At 68.6% G+C, this 21,361-nt stretch carries 20 protein-coding genes; 7 read left to right on the forward strand and 13 right to left on the reverse strand.

Annotation, left to right across the window (positions count from 1 at the left end; genetic code table 11):
• Window positions 1–34 precede the first annotated feature (34 nt).
• Complete coding sequence (locus tag OG817_RS19175; protein ID WP_396389648.1) at window positions 35–406, forward strand: nuclear transport factor 2 family protein; 372 nt, start codon at window positions 35–37, stop codon at window positions 404–406.
• Here OG817_RS19175 and rny read toward each other — a convergent pair whose 3' ends face one another.
• The 9 genes from rny to recA all read right to left on the reverse strand — a co-directional run bounded on the left by rny (window position 407) and on the right by recA (window position 9,070).
• A complete protein-coding gene (gene rny / locus OG817_RS19180; RefSeq protein WP_406056462.1) occupies window positions 407–2,098 on the reverse strand; it encodes a ribonuclease Y in 1,692 nt (563 codons plus the stop codon).
• A gap of 503 nt (window positions 2,099–2,601) precedes the next feature.
• Entirely contained in the window at window positions 2,602–3,093 is a 492-nt protein-coding gene (locus OG817_RS19185; RefSeq protein WP_406056464.1) for a hypothetical protein, read from the reverse strand.
• Between the two features lie 143 nt (window positions 3,094–3,236).
• A complete protein-coding gene (locus OG817_RS19190) occupies window positions 3,237–3,716 on the reverse strand; it encodes an antitoxin (RefSeq protein WP_406056466.1) in 480 nt (159 codons plus the stop codon).
• 174 nt (window positions 3,717–3,890) lie between these two features.
• Window positions 3,891–4,289: an MmcQ/YjbR family DNA-binding protein gene (locus OG817_RS19195; RefSeq protein WP_406056468.1), complete on the reverse strand. Its 399-nt coding sequence runs from the start codon at window positions 4,287–4,289 to the stop codon at window positions 3,891–3,893.
• An 86-nt stretch (window positions 4,290–4,375) separates the two neighbouring features.
• Window positions 4,376–4,894, reverse strand: coding sequence for an alkaline phosphatase family protein (locus tag OG817_RS19200; protein WP_406056470.1), 519 nt, complete (start codon window positions 4,892–4,894; stop codon window positions 4,376–4,378).
• A gap of 116 nt (window positions 4,895–5,010) precedes the next feature.
• Window positions 5,011–5,346: an alkaline phosphatase family protein gene (locus OG817_RS19205; RefSeq protein WP_406056472.1), complete on the reverse strand. Its 336-nt coding sequence runs from the start codon at window positions 5,344–5,346 to the stop codon at window positions 5,011–5,013.
• The gene (locus OG817_RS19210; protein WP_406056474.1) at window positions 5,346–5,807 is read right to left on the reverse strand and encodes an alkaline phosphatase family protein; all 462 of its coding nucleotides are present in this window, start codon (window positions 5,805–5,807) and stop codon (window positions 5,346–5,348) included. The genes OG817_RS19205 and OG817_RS19210 overlap by 1 nt, the downstream gene beginning before the upstream one ends.
• A gap of 289 nt (window positions 5,808–6,096) precedes the next feature.
• The gene (locus OG817_RS19215; RefSeq protein WP_238163069.1) at window positions 6,097–6,591 is read right to left on the reverse strand and encodes a regulatory protein RecX; all 495 of its coding nucleotides are present in this window, start codon (window positions 6,589–6,591) and stop codon (window positions 6,097–6,099) included.
• A 1,402-nt stretch (window positions 6,592–7,993) separates the two neighbouring features.
• Complete coding sequence (gene recA, locus OG817_RS19220) at window positions 7,994–9,070, reverse strand: recombinase RecA (RefSeq protein ID WP_131351723.1); 1,077 nt, start codon at window positions 9,068–9,070, stop codon at window positions 7,994–7,996.
• 250 nt (window positions 9,071–9,320) lie between these two features.
• Between recA and OG817_RS19225 the strand changes: the two genes are divergently transcribed.
• From OG817_RS19225 to OG817_RS19235, 3 genes are all read left to right on the forward strand, one after another.
• Window positions 9,321–10,112, forward strand: coding sequence for a hypothetical protein (locus OG817_RS19225; RefSeq protein WP_406056477.1), 792 nt, complete (start codon window positions 9,321–9,323; stop codon window positions 10,110–10,112).
• 44 nt (window positions 10,113–10,156) lie between these two features.
• Window positions 10,157–10,720 carry a GrpB family protein gene (locus OG817_RS19230; protein ID WP_406056479.1) on the forward strand — a complete coding sequence of 188 codons (564 nt, stop codon included), beginning with the start codon at window positions 10,157–10,159 and terminating at the stop codon, window positions 10,718–10,720.
• Between the two features lie 110 nt (window positions 10,721–10,830).
• Complete coding sequence (locus OG817_RS19235) at window positions 10,831–12,945, forward strand: MMPL family transporter (RefSeq protein WP_406056481.1); 2,115 nt, start codon at window positions 10,831–10,833, stop codon at window positions 12,943–12,945.
• A 3-nt stretch (window positions 12,946–12,948) separates the two neighbouring features.
• On the opposite strand, the gene OG817_RS19240 is transcribed toward OG817_RS19235, so the two are convergent.
• The gene (locus OG817_RS19240) at window positions 12,949–13,143 is read right to left on the reverse strand and encodes a DUF3046 domain-containing protein (protein WP_131351713.1); all 195 of its coding nucleotides are present in this window, start codon (window positions 13,141–13,143) and stop codon (window positions 12,949–12,951) included.
• On the reverse strand, window positions 13,140–14,285 hold the full coding sequence (locus OG817_RS19245; protein WP_406056484.1) for an LppM family (lipo)protein: 1,146 nt from the start codon (window positions 14,283–14,285) through the stop codon (window positions 13,140–13,142). Before OG817_RS19245 ends, OG817_RS19240 begins: the two co-directional genes overlap by 4 nt.
• 95 nt (window positions 14,286–14,380) lie before the next feature.
• Here OG817_RS19245 and OG817_RS19250 point away from each other — a divergent pair, with 95 nt between their 5' ends.
• The 3 genes from OG817_RS19250 to OG817_RS19260 all read left to right on the forward strand — a co-directional run bounded on the left by OG817_RS19250 (window position 14,381) and on the right by OG817_RS19260 (window position 20,332).
• Window positions 14,381–18,991, forward strand: coding sequence for an ATP-dependent helicase (locus tag OG817_RS19250; RefSeq protein ID WP_406056486.1), 4,611 nt, complete (start codon window positions 14,381–14,383; stop codon window positions 18,989–18,991).
• Window positions 18,992–18,994: 3 nt separating this feature from the next.
• Entirely contained in the window at window positions 18,995–19,801 is an 807-nt protein-coding gene (locus OG817_RS19255; RefSeq protein WP_406056488.1) for an Fpg/Nei family DNA glycosylase, read from the forward strand.
• A 105-nt stretch (window positions 19,802–19,906) separates the two neighbouring features.
• Window positions 19,907–20,332 (forward strand): DUF4262 domain-containing protein, encoded by a 426-nt coding sequence (locus OG817_RS19260; RefSeq protein WP_406056490.1) that lies wholly within the window; start codon window positions 19,907–19,909, stop codon window positions 20,330–20,332.
• 20 nt (window positions 20,333–20,352) lie between these two features.
• Here OG817_RS19260 and OG817_RS19265 read toward each other — a convergent pair whose 3' ends face one another.
• Both OG817_RS19265 and OG817_RS19270 read right to left on the reverse strand, forming a co-directional pair.
• On the reverse strand, window positions 20,353–20,643 hold the full coding sequence (locus OG817_RS19265; RefSeq protein ID WP_131351698.1) for a helix-turn-helix domain-containing protein: 291 nt from the start codon (window positions 20,641–20,643) through the stop codon (window positions 20,353–20,355).
• Between the two features lie 163 nt (window positions 20,644–20,806).
• A complete protein-coding gene (locus OG817_RS19270; RefSeq protein ID WP_406056493.1) occupies window positions 20,807–21,358 on the reverse strand; it encodes a CinA family protein in 552 nt (183 codons plus the stop codon).
• Window positions 21,359–21,361: the final 3 nt, after the last annotated feature.

The raw sequence follows: 21,361 nt of genomic DNA on the forward strand, positions 1-21,361 counted from the left end.
AAGACTGATTGAAGGGTCGTCGCGACCGTGAATCATGGACAGGAATCGTGAGTTGCTGGAGCGGTTGTGGCCGACGGACGACCAGTTGGCGCTGTCGGCGGAGGCCGAACACGAGTTGCGCGCCGACGACTACGTACTGGAGATGCCGCAGTCCGGCGAGCGCATCGTCGGGCGGGACCGGATGCGGGCGATGCAGCAGGAATACCCTGCGCCACCGTCGATCCAGATCCTGCGTATCACCGGTGCGGGCGACCACTTCGTCGTACTGGGCCGCTCGGACTACGGCGGTGACATCTACTACGTCGCGAACGTCGTCGAGTTCAAGGACGGGCGGATCGCGCGCGAGACCCGGATCTACGGTTCGCCGTTCGATCCGCCGGAGTGGCGCGCGAAGTACGCCGAGTGACTACTTGGCGACCTCGGTGGCGCGGGATTCGCGGACGACGGTGACCCGGATCTGGCCCGGGTAGGTCAGCTCCTCCTCGACCTGCTTGGCGATGTCGCGAGCCATCACCTGCGCGGCGATGTCGTCGACCGCGTCCGGCAGCACCATCACGCGGATCTCCCGGCCGGCCTGCATCGCGAACACCTTCTCGACACCGTCGTGGTGCATCGCGATCTCCTCGAGCCGCTCGAGCCGCTGCACGTACGCCTCCAGCGATTCGCGTCGCGCACCCGGCCTGCCGCCACTGACCGCGTCCGCGGCCTGGGTCAGTACGGCCTCGACGGTCCGCACCTCGACCTCGTTGTGGTGCGCCTCGATACAGTGCACGACGTCGTCGTTCTCGCCGTACTTGCGGGCCAGCTCCGCACCCACGATCGCGTGACTGCCCTCGGACTCGTGCGTCAGCGCCTTGCCGATGTCGTGCAGGAACGCGCCGCGCTTGCACAGCTTGGGATCCAGCCCGAGTTCGGCCGCCATCATGCCGGCGATGTGCGCCGACTCGATCAGGTGCTTGAGCACGTTCTGCCCGTACGACGTGCGGTACCGCAGCAGGCCCATCGTCCGGATCAGCTCGGGGTGCAGGTCGGTGATGCCGACCTCTGCCATCGCGTCCTCGGCCGCACGCTCACACAGCTCGGCAACCTCGCCGCGACTGCGCTCGTAGATCTCCTCGATCCGGCTCGGGTGGATCCGGCCGTCCAGCACCAGCGAATCCAGGGTCAGCCGCGCGGTCTCCCGGCGGACCGGATCGAAGCAGGACAGCAGCACGGCTTCAGGGGTGTCGTCGATGATCAGGTTGACGCCCGTGGTCTGCTCGAACGATCGGATGTTGCGACCCTCGCGGCCGATGATCCGGCCTTTCATGTCGTCGCTCGGCAGGTGCACCACCGAGACGACCGACTCGCTGGTCTGCTCCGACGCCAGCCGCTGCACCGCGCCGGTGATGATCTTGCGTGCCTTGGTCTCGCCCTCGTCCAAGGCCTGCCGCTCGATCTCACGGACGATCGAATGCGCGTGCCGCTTCGCCTCCGCCTCGATCGACGCGACCAGCTCCGCCTTCGCCTGCTCGGAGCTGAGGTTCGCGACGCCTTCCAGGATCCGGCGGCGTTCCTCCTCGAGGTTCCTGATTTCGGCTTTGCGCTGGTCCAGCTCCGCGAGTTGCGCGGTCAGCTCGATCTGGCGTTCCTCGATCGAACGGTGCTGCTCGTCGAGCCGCTCCTCACGCTCGGTCAGCCGGTGGTCGCGGCGCTCCATCTCCAGCCGCTGCTCGCGTAGGTCGTCCCGGATCGACTGGGCCTCGGTCTCGGCTTCCCGGCGTACGTCGGACGCGCGGTGCTCGGCCTCACGCCGTACCTCGGAAGCGCGGTCCTCCGCGGCGCGGCGGATCTCCTCGGCGCGTTTCTCGGCCGTCTCCGCCCGGGTCCGCAGTACGGCGGCCTCCTCCTCGGCCTGGCGGCGTACCAACTCCGCGGCGGACTTGGCGCCGGCGGCGATGGTGGCTGCCTCGAGTTGGGCGTTGGCGGCGGCCGCGGTGTTGTCGGCGGCCTTGCGGCGGGAGAGCGTGAAGCCGATCCAGGCCAGCAGGCCCGCGATCAGCAGTCCGATCAGGGTCAGCCCGACTGACGTCGCCGTCGGCATGGCCGCGAGTGACATCGGCTTCTCCCCTCGTCGAGTCACGCACCGGGCGGGACTGTGGCGTCGGTCGAAGGGATCCGCCTACGGTCGAGGAGACGGTACGGCTGAACGCACCACCGGGGTTTCCGGGGTGCGCGGTCCGTCCGTTGTGACGGTACTGCTCGCCGACGGTGCCGGTCGTGACCGCTGCCGTCGCCGTTTCCGGGTGTGCGTCACCCAGGAACAGACTTCAAGCCGCTGTCACCGCCGGATCCGTCCGCCGCGGTGCCGTCCAATCGACGGCGTACGAGTCGCCGTCGTCATCCTTCAGCTCGGTCGAGCGTGGTTTCGTGTTTCTCCGGCCGGTCAGCCGGTGATCAACCGACCCGCCGGTGCTATGTCCGCCACCGTCAGGTGGAGTGATCCCTTACTGATTCCGAGGCTAGGCGCGCCCCACCACCCGGTCAAGAAGGACACTCACCCCACCCACCCAAACCACTCCCCCGACTGGTCCACTCCACATCCACGGTTGTGCTCGGGCCTCAACCAGCAACGAAGTCGCGAATCACGCCCACCAAGGTGACCAGGAACGCACCGACGGCGATCAGCACATTCAACCGGTCGTACCTCGGCTGACTCGCCTTCGCGGTCACAGCGCGACCGGGCTCCGGCTGCGGTTCGGCCTGCACGGCCACGAGACCGTCGAAGTCGTCCCGCGGCCACATGAGTCTCGGTAGTCCGACGCACCTCGGTCCGCGAACCAACCGGGGCAGACCACGTTTGCTGCCGACGTGGTACTTGCAGGTCCCGATCAGTCCCCGGACCAGCCACTTGCACGGTTGATGCTTCCGGGTTTCGACCCTGCACATGGCCAGCTGCAGGAACACGACATAGACCAGCCACATCAGCGCGAGGTACAGAGCCGTCCGCCAGCTGTGGCTGTAGATCGCGAGCGCGGCGCAAGCCGCCAGGAGCCATCCCCACGAACGGAACTGCGCCGACCGACTCCCACCGCGCCGTCGCGTTCTGCCCATGCCATCATCCCCAGGATGACACTCTAGGTTTGCTCGACTACTCTCCGCATTGCTGTCCGTCGGGTCGCCTTGACATCGAGTGCTCACGCGCAACGCGTGCGGCAGTCGTCCTCGGGGGGAGGACGACTGCCGGGTGGATTGGGTCAGGGGCGGGGGCCGGGGAGGTCGTTGGAGTCTTGGCCTGTGACGGTGCTGCCGGTTTGGGTGCCTTCGGGGGTTGAGCCGGCTGAGCTGGTCGGCTCGGTGGACGGGTCTGGCGCGTCGCCGCCGACTACGCCGCCGTCGACTGCTTCCTCGGTCGACTCGGCCGCATCACGGGCCGCCTCGGTGGTGTCGCTGCCTGCTTGGGCGGTGTCGCGGGGAGGCTCGGGGGCTTCGCCGGTGGTCGCGGGGTCGACGCCGCCGCCGGGCGACGGGACTCCGCCCGCCTCGCCTTCGGGGGCCTGGCCGTCGACGTAGTCGCCGACCTTCTTCTGCATGGCGTCGACCTTCTCCGCGTGTTTCCCGCCGGTGTGCTTGTCGATCAGGTCGCCGGCCTTCTCCGCACCGGCTTTGATCTTGTCCGGGTTCTGCTTGACGACGTTCCGGAGCCAGTTCTTCGCCTGTTCCTGGAAATCGCTCATTGCACCCTCCGCGGTGTCAGGGGCGGATCGACGAAAATCCCCAGCGTACGGGCCGGACCAAACACCGGCCCCACTTCGGATAACACACCGTCACACCGCAACCGTCAACGCCCCTCGCCGCCCACAGCCCCGCAGATTCCGCCCTTCACTCCCCGTCCGCACCGCGTTCGGCGGCTAAGGCTTGCTCTTGCCGAGGTGCGCTTTCGCCACCGCCGCCGGTGCATAGACCAGCCAACCGTCGAGGAGCGCCTCCTTCAGAACGGTCGCCGGGACCACGTCCAGCTGGATCAGTACGGCGGCATAACCATTGAAATGCGGGATTGTGAAGAATCCGTCGGCCGAACGAGCCGCGAGCACCGCTTCCTTCCCGCTGAGATCCTCCACCCGGACTGCGAGTATGGGTCCGTGCGGCGGGGCTTCATCGCCGAAGCGGCGCAGATCCGCCTTGCTGAAAGGCCGTTCCCAGGCGTATGCCTTGCCTCCGACAGCCCAGGTGCGATGGCCGTGCTTCGTCGTCTCCACGGTCTCGGGCAATGCCGCGACCAGCCGCTCCACGTCCTCCAGGGTCGCCATGACCCTCAAGCTACAACGTCGTTCAGGCATCCGCCGCACGATGGCGTGACCAGGCGATGGGGCGATCGCCTGGGCACGCCGGTTCGTCAGAGACGGCGGCGGGATCCGCGTTCCTGGTGCGGGACCACCTGCGCGGCGCCGGGGAAGGTCGGCGCCGGGAACTGCGCGGTCTCGTAGGTGGCCAGGTTCAGCCGGGAGCCTGTCTCCGGAAGGAGCGGGGGCTTCGCGGCGTGGTCCTGGCGGAAGACGGAGGTGAGGTCACCGAAGGTCTTGCGACGCCACTGGCTGATGTTGGTCTCGCGTACGCCGGTGAGCTTCTCCAGGAACTGCAGGACCGAGGTGTGGTCGAACTTCTGGCTTGTCACCCAGCCACCGGCGGTCCACGGCGACACGATGATGCACGGCACCCGGAACCCGCCGCCGATCGGCAGGTCGAGGGCGTACTCGTCCGGCGTGCCGGCCGGCGCGGTCGGGGGAACGACATGGTCGAACAGGCCGTCGTTCTCGTCGTAGTTGAGGATGAAGACGGTCTTCTTCCACACGTCCGGGTTGGCGGCGATCGCGGCGATCTTCGAGGCGGCGAAGTCGGCGCCTGCGGCCGGCATCTCCTTCGGTGCTCCGAGACGCCACCGGCCGTCATCAGCCAGGACACCGTCGGCAGTTGGTCGTGCAGAGCGTCGTACTCGAACTGGCCGAGCGACGAGACCTTCATGCCCTTCTCCTACAGCGGCGTACCGGGCGCGGCGTCCTGGAACTGCTGGAAGTGCGGCAGCATGTTGTAGCTGTTCAGGCCGACCTGGTCCTGGTACACCTTCCAGCCGACTCCCGCAGCCTCGAGGCGTTCGGCGTACGTCGTCCAGCGGTACGCGCCGTTCGGCAGGGAGTTCGAGGTGATCGGACCACCGAGCGTGCCGCCCGGGTCGACCATGCCGGTCTGCCAGTACAGGCGGTTCGGCCAGGTCGGGCCTTGCACCGAGCAGTGGTACTGGTCGCAGATCGTGAAGGCATCGGCGAGCGCGTACTGGAACGGGATGTCGTCGCGGGTGTAGTAGCCCATCACGTACGGACCGTTGGCCTTGTCCGCGGCGCGGTGCGGTGCGCGGGCAGCCAGTTGTCCATCTTGCCGGCGTTCCACGCCTGGTGCTGGACCGAGTACGCGTGGCTGGTGGACGGGATGGCCTGCGAGTTCGTCGAGTGGGTGTCGAGGTGGAACAGCAGCAGGTAGCCGTCCGGGTTCTCCGCGTCGGGCTGGTGGAACACGTCGCGTCCGGTGGACAGCTTGATCGCCTGCGGGTCGTCGAACCCGGCCACTCCGGACAGCGTGCCGAAGTAGTGGTCGAAGCTGCGGTTCTCCTGCATCAGCATCACGACGTGCTTGATGTCGCCGAGCCGGGCCGGCCGCGGCGGCGGGGTGGCCAGGGCCTTCTGCACGGTCGCGGGCATCAGGGCTGCCGCGGCACCAAGGCTGGCGGTCGCGGCGGCGCCGCCGAGGAAGCGGCGGCGGGTGAAGTCGGACATTGGGCGGAACCTCTCGAAGGTAGGCGGTGATTCCGTCAATGACCTTCCGCCTCGAAGGTGTCCGTCACCCGGCCCGTGCTCCAACGCTGCGGAACTAGTTTCCGAGCACAACCTTTTGCGGAGGTTAACTGATTAAGCACACGCCGAGCCCGCCGTCGCCTCCCGCCTCACGGTGGTAGAGGCTCGTCCCGGCTCACGGTGGCAGTGGCGCGTCCCGCCTCACGGTGGTGGAGGCTCGTCCATCTGCCGGTGGCAGCACCGGGTTGGGACTGGCTCGGCTGCGGTGGAATCAGTCGGGTTCCAGGCCGGAGGGGTCCAGGAGTGGGAGTTCTTCGTGGCTGGCGGCGAGCTCTTGCTTGATGACTGTCATCGCGAGGCCACCGGGGTAGCCCTTGCGGGCCAGCATTCCGAGCAGGCGGCGCATGGCGACCTGGCGGTCGAGCGAACGCATCGACGGGAGCTTGCGGCGAACCAGAGCGCGGGCGGTTTCTTCCTCCTGGTCCGGATCCAGTTCGTCCAGCGCGTCGCGCGCCAGCTGATCGTCCACGCCTCGACGACGGAGCTCCTGGGCCAGAGCTCGTTTGCCGAGCCCGCGACCGCGGTGCCGGGACTCGACCCACGCGTTCGCGAAGGCCGCGTCGTCGATCAACCCGACCTCGGTAAACCGATCCAGCACCTCCTCCGCCACGTCCTCAGGAATCTCCCGCTCGGCCAGCAGATCCGCCAACTCGGCCCGCGTCCGCGGTTGCCCGCTCAGCTTGTCCAGCAAAATCGTCCGCGCCACCGACTGCGGATCCTCCATCCCATCCAACCCGGGATCCCCCGGCCCGTCGGGCTCATCCGCGGACCGCCGACTCCCCCGCCGACCCCCACCAAAATTCCGCCGAGCCACCGTCCGCCGCCCACGGCTCCCAGTCCCACCCGAAGACGCCCCACCCCCCGAAGCCTGCGTCGCCGTACGCCGAGCTGGGCTCGTGTCCAGCGACTCCTCCACAGGAACAGCGCGACCTCGATCTGGGCCCGCTTCCAGCGGGTCCTCCGCGGCAACCGTTCGACCCCGAGCTGCGCCCGCTTCCAGCGAGTCCACCGCGGCAACCGTTCGACCCCGAGCTGCGCCCGCTTCCAGCGAGTCCACCGCAGGAACCGCGCGACCTCGACCTGGGCTCGAGTCTGCCCCGGGGACCGTCGGGTCGGCCGCGGGAACCGTTCGACGTCGAGCCGGGCTCGCGTTCAGCCGGTCCGCCACAGGAACCGCCGGGTCGCTCGACCGATCGATCGACTCCACCTCCGAGGCAGTCGCCTCCGCGGAGCTGCCTACGGACCTGCGTTCGCGTGATGTCTGAGCAACGGGTGATCGCTCGCCGGCAGGCTGGCTGGTAGTGGCTGCTGTACCTCGACGCAGCTCGGAGCCAGCCTGGTTATCAGCAGCAGAACCAGCTGAGTCGCCCCACGGATCGGCCACAACCGGGCTCTGATCTCGCGCAGGATCGCGCCCCGGCTGATCGTTGCCTGACGCCCCGGTCGCTACCTCGAACTGGTCAAATCCAGGAGCGCGATTGATCGTGCCTCGCGCCGGGCTCGGCTCCGGGGTCTCAGCGGCAAACGCTCGTGCTTCCGCCTGCCGGTCAGCACTCCTCGCCTCGGAGGCTCGTATGGCGGTTTCGTCCAGATCGCCCCATGGGTCGACAGGCTTCGGATCCGAGCCACGTCTCGAGGTGTTCCGGGGCCGGCGGCGCTGACTTGAGGTTTGGGCGCTCCCGTCCGCCGGTTCCTCAGTGCTGCTCGAGGACGCTTCGGAGTCTGCCCATGGGTCATCGGCCCCGGCGGCTCGCCTGATCCTGCCTGCGCGAGGCCGGGCTGACGTCGGTTCCAACGGATCGTCATCCGCGAACGGATCTGACCACGATTCGGCGCGATTGGCACCAGAGCCGCGATCACGGCCCGCACCGCGAGAGGCTCGCTGACCCGAACGGCGCTCGGTAGACCGACGACCAGCCCGCGATGCGTCCCCGGACGGTTCGTTGCCCTCGCCGGATCCTTCCGAAGCACCACCGGCTGCTGCTGGGCCGCGGGCGAGGAGGTCTCGGGCTAGGGCCAGGCGGTCGGCGTGTGGGAGAGACAGCGCCGCGGGCGCAGCGTCGTCGGCAGTGGACTGCCGAGGAGCGCTGCCACCCGCGGTGGAGTGATCAGAAGTCGACATCGACCTCGGCCGTGGCGGCCGCGTCGGCCGGTGCGTCCAGCGTCGGGCCGATGCCCATCTTCTCCTTGATCTTCTTCTCCAGCTCGTTGGCCAGATCGGGGTTGTCGCGCAGGAAGTTCCGCGCGTTCTCCCGCCCCTGACCGAGCTGGTCGCTCTCGTAGGTGAACCAGGCACCGGCCTTGCGGACGAAGCCCTGATCCACACCGAGGTCGAGCAGGCTGCCCTCGCGGCTGATGCCCTGGCCGTAGATGATGTCGAACTCGGCCTGCTTGAACGGCGGGGCCACCTTGTTCTTCACGACCTTGACGCGGGTCCGGTTACCGACAACGTCGGTGCCGTCCTTCAGCGACTCGATCCGGCGCACGTCCAGCCGCACCGACGCGTAGAACTTCAGCGCCTTACCACCGGTCGTCGTCTCCGGGGAGCCGAACATGACGCCGATCTTCTCGCGCAGCTGGTTGATGAAGATCGCGGTCGTGTTCGTCCCGCTGACCGCACCGGTCATCTTCCGCAGCGCCTGGCTCATCAGCCGGGCCTGCAGACCGACGTGGCTGTCACCCATCTCACCCTCGATCTCGGCCCGCGGCACCAGCGCGGCCACCGAGTCGATCACGACGATGTCGATCGCGCCGGAGCGGACCAGCATGTCGGCGATCTCCAGCGCCTGCTCACCGGAGTCGGGCTGCGAGACCAGCAGCGCGTCGGTGTCGACGCCCAGCTTCCGCGCGTACTCCGGGTCGAGGGCGTGCTCCGCGTCGATGAAGGCCGCGATCCCGCCGGCGCGCTGAGCATTCGCGACCGCGTGCAGGGCGACCGTCGTCTTACCGGAGGATTCCGGACCGTAGATCTCCACCACGCGACCGCGCGGCAGCCCGCCGATTCCGAGCGCGATGTCGAGCGCGATCGACCCGGTGGGGATGACCTCGATCGGCGGCCTGTTCTGCTCCCCGAGGCGCATCACCGAACCCTTGCCGCACTGCCGCTCGATCTGCGTCAGCGCAGTCGCGAGCGCCTTCTCGCGATCGCTCGCCGCGCGCTCCGCACTCGCCGTTGCACCAGCCATGTGACTGCCACCTGACCCATCTCATAATCGGGGCCGCTTCCCAGCCGCCCGGAGGACTTCTCGTGTCGCCAGAGAAGGTATCCATCACGTCGGACAGTTTTCGCCGCCACTTCGAATCTGTGGACAACTTCGGCCGTCCGGCGCACCTTCAGGGACCAAACTATCCCGAACACCTGTTCGAATCGCAACTGACACGCCGAAGTCTGCCCGGGCAACCATCGTGGACCGCCCACTCCCTACTCTTGCGGGCGTGGCAGACCGTCCCGACGTCCCCGACGCAGCCGTCGTCCTGGCCCTCAGCCGGGTCGAGTTCGGCGTCGACTCCGTGCTCGACGCGCTCCGCACCCAGGACCCGTTCGGCATCCGCAGCATCCTGGTCGAGTACTCCGCGCAGGAGCGCCCCAACCTGGGCGAGAAGGCCCTCATCCTGGCCATCGACCGGCTGTTGAAGATGAAGGTGCCCGGTCACACCGAGTGGCCGACGCTGCCGTTGGCAGATCGCTGCGACTGGTGGGTGGAGCGCCTCGGCGGGTTCGCCGCGATCGTCGCGGGCCTCCCCCGGATCAGCGGCGCGGCCGCGGACCGGCTCCCGATCAAGGACACGCTCGGTGCGGCCGTCCAGGCCATGGTCATCGGTGCGGTCTGCCGCGAGTACGGCGTCGAAGCGCATGCCGACCGTACGGCGGTGATCGCACGCGTACTCACCGATCGGCCCATCACGCCGGACGACGTCCTCGAGTACGACGACCCGACCTCAGCCGGCCAGGACGTCGCCAAGCAGTTGGGATTCGGCGACGAGTCCGAGGAAGCCGGTCTGCGCAAGGGCGTCCGCCTGGTGTGGCGGATCAGCAAGCTGTTCGGCGGGCTCGGCGACGTGTTCGAGGAGCGCCCCCGCGGGAGCATTGGCGCCAGATTCGTCGGCAAGCTGCCGGTGGTCGGGATGGTCGGTGGGTTCTTCGACGAGCGCCTGGCCATCCGCAAAGCGGCGTACCGGGCTGCGGACCTCCTCACCACCAGCGCGTTCCGGGTCAAACCGGTCTGAGCCCAGGACTGGGGGCACGGACGTCGGCCTGGGATGATCTGGGCATGACTGGGATCGTCATCGTGCGTCCGGACGACAGCTGGCCCGCTCAGTACGAGAAGACCGCCCGGGTGGTGAGCGACCTGCTGGGCGAGACCGCACAGCGGATCGATCACATCGGATCGACGTCCGTACCGAGACTGCCCGCCAAGGACATCATCGACATGCAGGTGACCGTCGGGACGGAGCCAGAGCTCGACGACGTGGTGGAACGCATGGCCGCCGCGGACTGGGAGGTCCGCCCACCGAAACGCGACCACGCGGTACCTGGCCTCCCGGCCGACGACCTGCAATGGGTCAAGCGACTACTGGTGGAGCCGATGTACCGGCGACGCGTGAACCTGCACATCCGCGTCGCTGGTCGAGCCAACCAGCGCTATGCGCTGCTGTTCCGCGACTACCTCCGCAACCACCCGGACACTGCTCGCGCCTATGGGGAGTTCAAGAGGCGAGCGGCTGCGTTGCCGATCGAGTCGACGGCGGAGTACTCCGATCTGAAGGACCCGGTCTGCGATCTCATCTACCTGCCTGCCGAGGAGTGGGCCGCCCGTACCGGCTGGACTGCCTGAAACAGAGGGTGAGGGCAGTACTACTCCGGGGTCGTTGACCCTGTCGCGGTGCAGCCACCACGCTGGATTCGGGGGGTACGTGGCGTCCCTCCGTAGGGGGCGTGGTTCGGGTGGGCGGAGTGGGTCGGCTGGCGGCGTTGCCGTGCGGCAAGGTGTCGAAGTGGATCGTGCTCGGACTGTGGATCGTGGCCATGGCCGCGGCGTTCAGTCCGGCCGGCAAGCTGACGGGCGCTCAGGAGAACGACGCCGTCTCGTGGCTGCCGGGCAAGGCGGAGTCCACCGAGGTCCTGAAGGCGACGCAGCAGTTCTCGTCGCCGGATGAGATCCCGGCAGTGCTCGTGTACGAGCGATCGTCCGGAATCACTGCGGCCGATCGGCAGGCGGTCACGCAACACCTGGCGCAGTTCGCGCAACTCGAGAACGTCGACCGCGAGGTGGTCGGGCCGCTGCCGTCCGAAGACGGCAAGGCCCTGCAGGTCCTCGTACCGATCAACGCGGGCACCGGAGGCTGGGAGACGATCGGCGCACGCGCGGACGACATCAGACGCGTTGCCGCCGACCGGCCGGACGGTCTGTCGTTCCACCTCACCGGGCCGGGCGGATTCGCCGCTGATTCGCAGGAGGCGTTCGCCGGTATCGACGGCAAACTCCTGTACTCCGCCGCGGCTGTGGTGATCATCATCCTGCTGCTGACCTATCGCAGTCCGGTGCTCTGGTTACTGCCACTGGTGTCGGCAGGTGTCGCACTCTTCGCAGCGCAGGCTGTCGTCTACTACCTCGCCACCAAGGCAGATCTGACCGTCAACGCCCAGAGTGCAGGCATTCTGACCGTTCTGGTGTTCGGTGCTGGGACGGACTATGCCTTGTTGCTGGTCGCTCGCTATCGGGAAGAGCTCCGACGGCACGAGGACCGGCACGAGGCCATGGCCTTTGCAATGCACCGCGCAGGCCCGGCGATCGTCGCCTCCGGCTCGACTGTGGTGGCGGGCATGCTCTGTCTGCTCTTCGCGTCGATGAACTCGACCCGTGGCCTTGGACCGGTCGCAGCGGTCGGCATCGTCGTCGCACTACTCGCCATGCTGACTCTGCTACCCGCTCTGCTCGTCATCTGCGGCCGCTGGGTGTTCTGGCCGCTCCGTCCGACGTACGGCTCGGACGACCACACCGAGAACAGTGTCTGGGGTCGCATCGGACGGCGCATCGCCGTACGTCCGCGGCTGACCTGGATCACGACGTCCGTCGTCCTGGGGATCGCAGCCCTCGGCATCCTCCGCCTGGACCCGACCGGACTGTCCAACGAGGAGTCGTTCGTCGGTACGCCGGACTCCGTGGTCGGCGAGAGGATCCTGGCCACCCACTTCCCAGCCGGTGCGGGCAACCCGCTGGTCGTGGTCAGCAACGAGGCCCAGGCAGAAGAGGTCCGTACGGCGATGGCCTCGACGCAAGGCATCGCGTCGGTGGCGGAACCGCAGAAGGCCGATGGGTTGGCCTACCTCGAGGGCACCATGACGGACGCGGTGGACAGTCAGGCCGCGAAGGACACCGTGGATCGCGTCCGCGACGCCGTGCACGCAGTACCGGGTGCCGACGCGCGTGCCGGTGGCGGTGCGGCGATTCTGCTCGACACCCAGCGGGCGGCCGATCAGGACAACAAGGTGATCATCCCGATCGTGCTCGCGGTGGTGTTCCTCATCCTCGCCCTGCTGCTGCGGGCGCTGCTCGCACCGGTGTTGCTGGTGGCAACGGTCGTGCTGTCGTTCGCCGCCGCGCTGGGGATCAGCGCGCTGGTGTTCGACGCGCTCGGGTTCGAAGGGGCGGACACGTCGCTGCCGTTGTTCGTCTTCGTCTTCTTGGTTGCCTTGGGCATCGACTACAACATCTTCCTGATGACGCGCGTGCACGAGGAGTCGAAGAAGCACGGCACCCGGCGTGGTGCGCTGATCGGCGTCGCCGCGACCGGAGGGGTGATCACGTCGGCCGGACTGGTGCTGGCGGGGACGTTCGCTGTACTGGCGACACTGCCGGTGGTGGCGTTCGCCGAGATCGGCATCGCGGTCGCGCTCGGCGTCCTGCTCGACACCATCGTGGTCCGCTCGGTGCTGGTCACCGCACTCAACCTGGACATCGGCCGGCACTTGTGGTGGCCGAGCAAGCTGGCGCACAAGCGCGATCCGGAGCCTGCCGACGAGCTGCCCGAGCCGGAGCCTGAGCTGACCAGCACCTGACCGTCAGCGTTCGCTGGGCGGCAACTGCAGGTGGGCCCAGACGGCACGCCAGACGGTCTTGGCGTGCTCGCCGTCGGCCAGCGCCTCGACGACCGTCCGGCCGCCGAGGTCGCGGACGACCTGCGTCTCGGCCCAGGTCCGTGCGTACGCGGGACCGAGATGCTGGTCCATCCGCGCCCAGAACTCCGTCAGTCTCATGCCTGCCCGTCGTCGTCCTTCGGTGGCTGTCCCCAACCACCCTGTGAGCCGTCCTGCGGTCCAGGCCGGCCCGGCTGAGGCGGCGGCGCCGGCCGCTGTCCCTGACCGGGCTGTCCCTGACCAGGCTGCCCCGGACCAGGTTGCTGCCCCGGACCAGGTTGCTGGCCCTGGCCGGGCTGCTGCCCCCAGCTGCCCTGGCCCTGCTGCGGCGGCTGTCCCTGCTGACCCCACTGCCCCTGCTGAGGCTGTCCAGGGTACTGCGGCTGCCCGGGCTGCCCCGGAAACGGCGCCTGCCCCGGCTGCCCCTGCCCGGGTTGACCCGGGTACTGCCCAGGTTGGCCGCCGTACTGCCCTGGCTGACCCGGCTGACCGCCTGGCGGGTAGCCGCCCTGCCCGCCGTACCCAGGCTGACCCGGGTACTGCCCCGGCTGCCCGCCGTACTGCGGGCCCCACTGTCCCTGCTGCGGTTGGCCCGGATACTGCCCGGGGTACTGCGCGTACGCCTGTTGTCTCCTGCGACCACGCAGCACGAAGAACACCACCGCTGCGGCGGCCAGCAACAGCAGCACAGCGATCACGATGATCAACCAGAGTGGGAAGGTGCTGCCCGCCTCCGACGTCAGCGACACCTTGCCGAGCTTGTCGAGGCTGTCGTACGTCGCCGTCCGGCCGCTGATCGACGCACCGTCGTCGTGCTCGAGGATCCTGCCCGGCATGGTGATCTTGAAGTTCACCGACGGCTGCGTGCCGGACGGGACCTGACCGAGATCGGACTCCTTCACCGAGACGATGATCCGGTTGCCCTCCTTGCGGAAGCCGACGCCCTCACCGGTCGACGTGCCCATCTTCTCGAACGGAACACTGTCGAACTGGCAGGTGGAACCGACGTACTGATCGTCCTCGAACGGCTTGCAGGTGACACCGTCGGTGGTCAGCTCCTTGATGGCGTCCTCGACCCGGCTGCGGATCTTCTCCAGCGACTGGCCGCTGGACTCCACCAGTTGCTTGTCGACGCCCATCTCCATCGTGCCCGAGACCGTCTCGTTCGAGCTGACCTTGAGGTCGGCGTCGAGCTTCACGCATCCGGTGAGCGCGACCAGGCACGCCACGACGACAAGCGCTGCACGTACGCGGTTGATCATGCCCACGATCATTCCAGACGGTGCGGACAGTGCCCTCGGTCCGGGGCGATCCGGGCGGGCGTGAAACTGTCGGCGGTACCCGGCAAGATGGCGACGTGACGAAAACCAGCGCGTTGAGCCGGTTCTCGCCCGCGACCCGGGCGTGGTTCGGCGACGTCTTCGAGGCGGCCACCCCGGCCCAGCTCGAGGCGTGGGACGCCATCACCGCGGGCCGGGATGCGCTGGTGGTCGCCCCAACGGGTTCAGGCAAGACCCTTGCCGCTTTCCTGTGGGCTCTGGACCGCCTGGCCACGACTCCCCCGCCGGACGACCCGAAGCTGCGGTGCCGGGTGCTCTACGTGTCGCCGCTGAAGGCCCTCGCGGTCGACGTCGAGCGCAACCTGCGCGCCCCGCTGATCGGGATCCGGGAGACGGCGCGGCGGCTCGGTGAGGCGCCGCTCGACATCGAGGTCGCGGTGCGCTCGGGAGACACGCCGGCCAGTGAGCGACGCCGCTTCGCCACCAGGCCGTCCGACGTACTGATCACCACGCCGGAATCGCTCTTCCTGTTGCTGACGTCGCAGGGTCGCGAGTCGCTGCGCGGCGTGGAGACCGTGATCATCGACGAGGTGCATGCGGTCGCCGGGACGAAGCGCGGCGCCCACCTGGCGCTCACTCTGGAGCGGCTGGACTCGCTCCTGCCCAAACCCGCGCAACGCATCGGCTTGTCGGCGACAGTGCGACCGGTCGAGGAGGTGGCTCGCTTCCTCGGCGGCGAGCGGCCGGTGACCGTCGTCCAGCCCAAGTTCGCCAAGCAGTGGGACCTGAGTGTCGTCGTGCCGGTCGAGGACATGGCCGAGCTGGCGAGCACCGAGCTGGAGACGTCCGGATCGGCCGCCGGTCCGCCGCAGCACGCATCGATCTGGCCGCATGTCGAAGAGCAGGTGTTCGACCTGATCGCGCAGCACAACTCCACGATCGTCTTCGCCAACTCACGCCGCCTGGCCGAGCGACTGACCGCCAGGCTGAACGAGATCGCCGCCGAGCGGGCCGAGCTGGAGCTCGCCGAAGCCGGTTCACCGGCGCAGGTGATGGCTCAATCCGGTGCCTCGCTCGCTGCTCCGCCGCTGGTCGCGCGGGCACACCACGGTTCGGTCAGCAAGGAGCAGCGACAGCTGATCGAGGCTGACCTGAAGTCGGGGCGCCTGCCGTGTGTGGTCGCGACGAGCAGTCTCGAGCTCGGCATCGACATGGGCGCGGTCGATCTGGTGGTCCAGGTCGAGGCGCCGCCGTCGGTGGCCAGCGGGTTGCAGCGGGTCGGCCGTGCCGGTCACCAGGTGGGTGCGGTGTCGCGTGGAGTGCTGTTCCCCAAGTTCCGCGGCGACCTGATCGACACGGCTGTCGTCGTGCAGCGGATGCGGGACGGGCTGATCGAGAGCCTGCATATCCCGGCCAATCCGCTCGACGTGCTGGCACAGCAGATCGTCTCGATCGTCGCGCTGGACACGATCGACGCCGACGAGCTCTTTGCTCTGGTACGACGCTGTGCCCCGTTCGCGACGCTGCCACGATCGGCGTACGACGGGGTGCTCGACATGTTGTCGGGCCGGTATCCGTCGGACGAGTTCGCCGAGCTGCGACCGCGGATCGTGTTCGACCGGGTCAGCGGCGAGATCTCTGGCCGGCCGGGCGCGCAGCGGCTGGCGGTGACCAGCGGTGGGACGATTCCCGATCGCGGGTTGTTCGGTGTCTTCCTGGTCGGCGAGTCGACCAACCATCGCGTCGGCGAGCTGGACGAGGAGATGGTGTACGAGTCGCGGGTGGGCGACGTGTTCACCCTGGGGGCGTCGAGCTGGCGGATCGAGGACATCACGCACGACCGGGTGCTGGTCTCCCCTGCGCCCGGACAGCCCGGGCGGTTGCCGTTCTGGAAGGGTGACGCGGTCGGCCGTCCGGCCGAGTTGGGTGAGGCGACCGGTGCGTTCATCCGGAAGATGGCCTCTCTCCCGGCGGGCAAAGCGGTCGAGCGTGCGCGAGCGGCCGGCCTGGACGAGTACGCGGCGAACAACCTGGTGTCGTACCTCGCCGAGCAGCGGGAAGCGACGAGCCGGGTGCCCGATGACGTGACCGTGGTCGTCGAGCGGTTCCGCGACGAGCTCGGCGACTGGCGAGTCTGCGTGCATTCGCCGTACGGCGGTCAGGTGCACGGACCGTGGGCGCTGGCGATCGCGGCGAGACTGCGCGAGCGCTACGGGATGGATGCCCAGTCGGTGTCGGGGGACGACGGGATCGTGTTGCGGTTGCCGGAGACGGACGAGGCGCCCCCGGGTGCGGAGCTCGTGCTGTTCGACCCGGCAGAGATCGAGGATCTGGTGACCGGAGAGGTCGGCGGGTCGGCGCTGTTTTCTGCACGGTTCCGGGAGTGCGCTGCGCGGGCATTGCTGCTGCCCCGGCGGAATCCTGGGCGGCGTTCGCCCCTGTGGCAGCAGCGGCAGCGGTCTGCGCAGCTCCTGAGTGTGGCGAGTAAGTACGGCTCGTTCCCGATCGTGCTGGAGACGTTGCGCGAGGTGCTGCAGGACGTCTACGACCTGCCGGCGCTGAAGGAGCTGCTGACCGGGATCAGCGAGCGGCGGATCTCGGTGGTCGAGGTGGAGACGTCCGAGGCCTCACCGTTCGCGAAGTCCTTGCTGTTCGGCTACGTCGGCGCCTTCATGTACGAGGGCGACACGCCGCTCGCGGAGAAGCGTGCGGCCGCGCTCGCGCTGGATCAGAGCCTGCTGGCGGAGCTCCTCGGGCGGACCGAGCTGCGTGAGTTGCTCGACGCCGAGGTGGTTCTGCGGACCGAGGCCGAGCTGCAGCGGCTCGCCGAGGATCGCCGTGCCCGCGATGGCGAAGGGTTGTTCGACGTACTGCGGATGGTCGGTCCGCTCTCGTTGCCCGAGGCGTCGCAGCGGTGCGTGGAGGGTGCTGATGCGGAGTCCTGGCTGACCGAGCTGGCGGCCGCCCGCCGGGTGGTGCGGGTCCGGATCGCCGGCGAGCACCGGTGGGCCGTCGTCGAGGATGTCGCACGTTTGCGCGACGCGCTCGGCGTACCGCTACCACCGGGGGTTGCCGAGGCGCATGCCGAGCCGGTCGCCGATCCGCTCGGCGATCTGGTGTCGCGGTACGCGCGGACGCACGGGCCATTCCGGGCGATCGACCTTGCGACGCATCTGGGCATCGGTGTCGCCGTCGTCACCGATGCGTTGCGTCGGCTAGGTGCCGCGGGGCGCGTGGTCGAGGGCGAGTTCCTGCCCGGGGGCATCGCGCTGGAGTGGTGCGACAGCGAGGTGCTGCGCCTGCTCCGGCGGAGGTCGCTGGCCGCATTGCGCAAGGAGGTCGAGCCGGTCGATCCGTCGGCGCTCGCGCGCTTCCTGCCTGCTTGGCAAGGCATCACCAGTAGCCGCGGGCGCGGGTACGACGTACTCCTCGGAGCGGTCGAGCAGTTGGCGGGATGCGCAGTGCCGGCGTCGGCGCTGGAGTCGATCGTGCTGCCGTCGCGGGTGCCCGGGTATCAGCCGTCGATGCTGGACGAGTTGACGGCGACCGGCGAGGTCGTGTGGGCGGGTTCGGGTTCGCTGCCGGGGACCGACGGGTGGGTGTCGTTGCATCTCGCGGACAACTGCGACTTGACGCTGCCCGATCCGGATCCGTCGTTCGAGCCCGGGGACACGCATCAGGCTGTGCTGGACGCGTTGTCGGGTGGCGGTGCGTTCTTCTTCCGTCAGTTGAGTGATGTCGTCGGCGCAGCCTCGGGTGTGGTGGACGATCAGACGCTGGTCGGCGTGTTGTGGGATCTCGTCTGGGCCGGACATCTGACGAACGACACGCTCGCACCGGTGCGATCACTGGTCGGCGGAGGTCGCGGCAGTCATCGGACCCGTCGTACGACGCCTCGTGCTCGGCCGGGTCGTCCCATCCGGCCCGGCCGTCCAGCCATGCCGGCGCGCAGTGGTCCTCCGAACGCTGGTGGGCGCTGGTCGCTGCTGCCGGAGCGGAATGAGGATGCGACCCGGCGCGCACATGCCGCGGCGGAGACGCTGCTCGATCGGTACGGGATCGTCACGCGTGGTTCGGTGATCACCGAGCGGACGCCGGGCGGGTTCGCGGCGGTCTACAAGGTGCTGAGCGCGTTCGAGGAGTCCGGGCGATGCCGTCGCGGGTACTTCGTAGCCGGCCTCGGTGCGGCGCAGTTCGCGCTGCCCGGCGCAGTCGACAGGCTGCGTGCGATGGCTGAGCTGCCTGGCACGGCCGCGAGCGCCGACATCCGACCTGTCCGAGTTGGTGCGGGCCGCAACCGCCGAGATGAGGAGTTGTCGGCACGGGCCGTCGTACTGGCGGCCTCCGACCCGGCGAACCCTTACGGCGCGGCACTGCCCTGGCCGGAGCGCGAGAGTGCGAGCGGGCATCGACCCGGGCGGAAGGCCGGTGCATTGGTCGTGATGGTGGATGGACAGCTGATCGTGTACGTCGAGCGCGGTGGGCGGACGGTGCTGAGCTTCGCTGAGGACCCGGATCTGCTGCAGCCGGCTGTTGACGCACTCGCGCTCTCGATCCGCGACGGCCAGCTCGGGAAGCTGAGTGTGGAGACAGCCGACGGCGAGCAGGTCCGGCATACCGCGTTCGGCGACGCTCTGGCCAAGGCCGGCTTCCACGCGACGCCGCGGGGCCTGCGGCTACGGGCCTGAGCGATGCCCGAGGGAGACACCGTCTGGCGGGCGTGCAAGCGGCTGCACCAGGCGCTCAGCGGGCAGGAGCTGACGGCGACGGATTTCCGCGTGCCTACGCTGGCGACGACCGATCTGAGCGGCCGGACCATGCTCGAGGTCATTGCGCGCGGCAAGCACCTGCTGATGCGCGTCTCCGGCGGCGTGACGATCCACAGCCACTTCCGCATGGACGGGACCTGGCACCTGTACCGGCCCGGCGAGCGTTGGCACGGCGGGCCGGACCACCAGATCCGGGCCGTGCTGGAGACCGCGGCGTGGAAGGCCGTCGGCTACCGCCTTCCGGTGCTCGAGTTGGTGGCGACGGACGCCGAAGACACCGTGGTCGGCCACCTCGGGCCGGATCTGCTGTCGCCTTCGTTCGACCGCGACCAGGCGATCGCGAACCTGGAGGCCGATCCCGCACGAACCATCAGCGAGGCACTCCTGGACCAGCGGAACCTGGCCGGGATCGGGAACTTCTACCGCAGCGAGGTCTGCTTCCTGCTCGGTCTCGACCCCTGGAGACCAGTCTCGGACGTCGACATCCCCGCCGCCGTCGACCTGAGCCGACGGCTGATGAAAGCCAACCTGCGCAACGGCACCCAGGTGAGTACCGGCATCGACCGGCCCGGCCAGCGGTCTTGGGTGCACGAGCGCGCCGGGAAACAGTGCAGGCGCTGCGGCACGACGATTCGGACGGCGTCGATCGGCGAACCGACCCGCGAGCGGGTCAGCTACTGGTGTCCGGTGTGCCAGCCCGGCGCGCCGGGCAGTGAGCCCGCGAACTGACCTGTGGACAACCCCGGCGACGGGCCGGAACACGGATATCTTCTCCGGCGTATCGAACATCTGTTCGAACGAGAGGAGAAGGTGATGTGCGACCGGTGCGGTGGTTTGACCGATGAGCAGTACTCGCGGCAACTGGTCCAGAACATCCAGACCTACGGCTGGACGATGCAGTACGTCGACGGCGACGGCGACCGCAATCCCGGGTTCGGCTACTCGCTCGGGCTCAGCCTGCACGATCATCCGGAGATCATCGTCTTCGACGCCGATCCACGGTGGGCCTATCTGAGCGTGAAGCCGCTCGCCTGGGCGGTGATGGGTGGCGCGGCGTTCGACGAGGGTGACGACCTGTCGGAGTACTTCCCGCCGCCGGAGCAGGCCGAGTTGCTGCGGTTTCCCGACTCGGCGACACATCTGTTCACCGCGAACAGCATGTTCAGGGAACCCGGCGCCGGGCCGATACCGGCTTTGCAACTGATCTGGCCGACCAGGACCGGCCTCATCCAGCCGGTCGCTCCCGGACGGAGCGCGTGATGAGGTGCCTGAGCGTGGTGTCAGGCGGCGGAGGCAACGACCTCGGGCTCGATGGCCGGATGCGTCAGGACCAGGGCCTCTTCGCGGGCCAGGTCCTCGCTGACCTCGGCGAACACCGTCGACAGCGGGACCTCGAGAGCCATGCAGATCGCCGCGAGCAACTCGCTGGAGGCTTCCTTCTGGCCGCGCTCCACCTCGGACAGGTAGCCGAGACTGACACGCGCGTCGGCGGACACTTCGCGGAGAGTGCGCCCCTGGCGCAGCCGCTTACGCCGCAGTACGTCGCCCAGCAGGCCACGAACCAGCACCATGAGCTTTCTCCCTTCCGCCTGTCCGGTCGTCTCTACCCGCACGGTAGCTCGACCGTAGGAACCAACGGTACCCGTTGCTGGGTCACTACTCGTCGCAATGTCCAGCTTCGGTGCGCCGTGCCAGTCTGCCCTACCTCTCCCCATGCTGGTCTCAACACACCGATCAGTCGAGATCTTCCGGCACAAGATCGACGGCGAGTTCCAGAACTGCCTGCACGCTCCGCCTGCGGACAGTTGCCCGGTCACCGCTCAACGCGAGCTTCCGCACCCGCACAGTGCCCGGTCCGGCCACGGCGACGTACACAATCCCGGCCTCAACGCCTCCCTGCGGGTCGGGCCCGGCTACACCGGTCGTCGCCAGCCCGTAGGTGGCGTCCAGACGCTCTCGTACGCCGTTGGCCAGGGCTGTGGCTGTGTCCGGGTGAACCGGCCCCACAGCCGCCAGCAGGTCCTCAGGCACGCCGGCCAGCTGGGCCTTCAGATCGGTTGCGTAGACGACCAGACCGCCCCGGTAGACGGCCGACACGCCGGGTATGTCGGTCAGCGCTGCGCCGACCAGTCCGCCCGTCAACGATTCAGCAGTGGCCAGGGTTTCGCCACGGCCCTTTAGCCGCGCGACCAGCCGCCGTACTGCCTCTCCCAACTCGTCGTCCGCTCCCCCACCAACTACGACGCCGTCCGCCACTGCGCCCTCCTTCTGCTCAGCACCAGTCACCTA

Source organism: Kribbella sp. NBC_00889 (assembly GCF_045207705.1).
Classification (GTDB): Bacteria; Actinomycetota; Actinomycetes; order Propionibacteriales; family Kribbellaceae; genus Kribbella.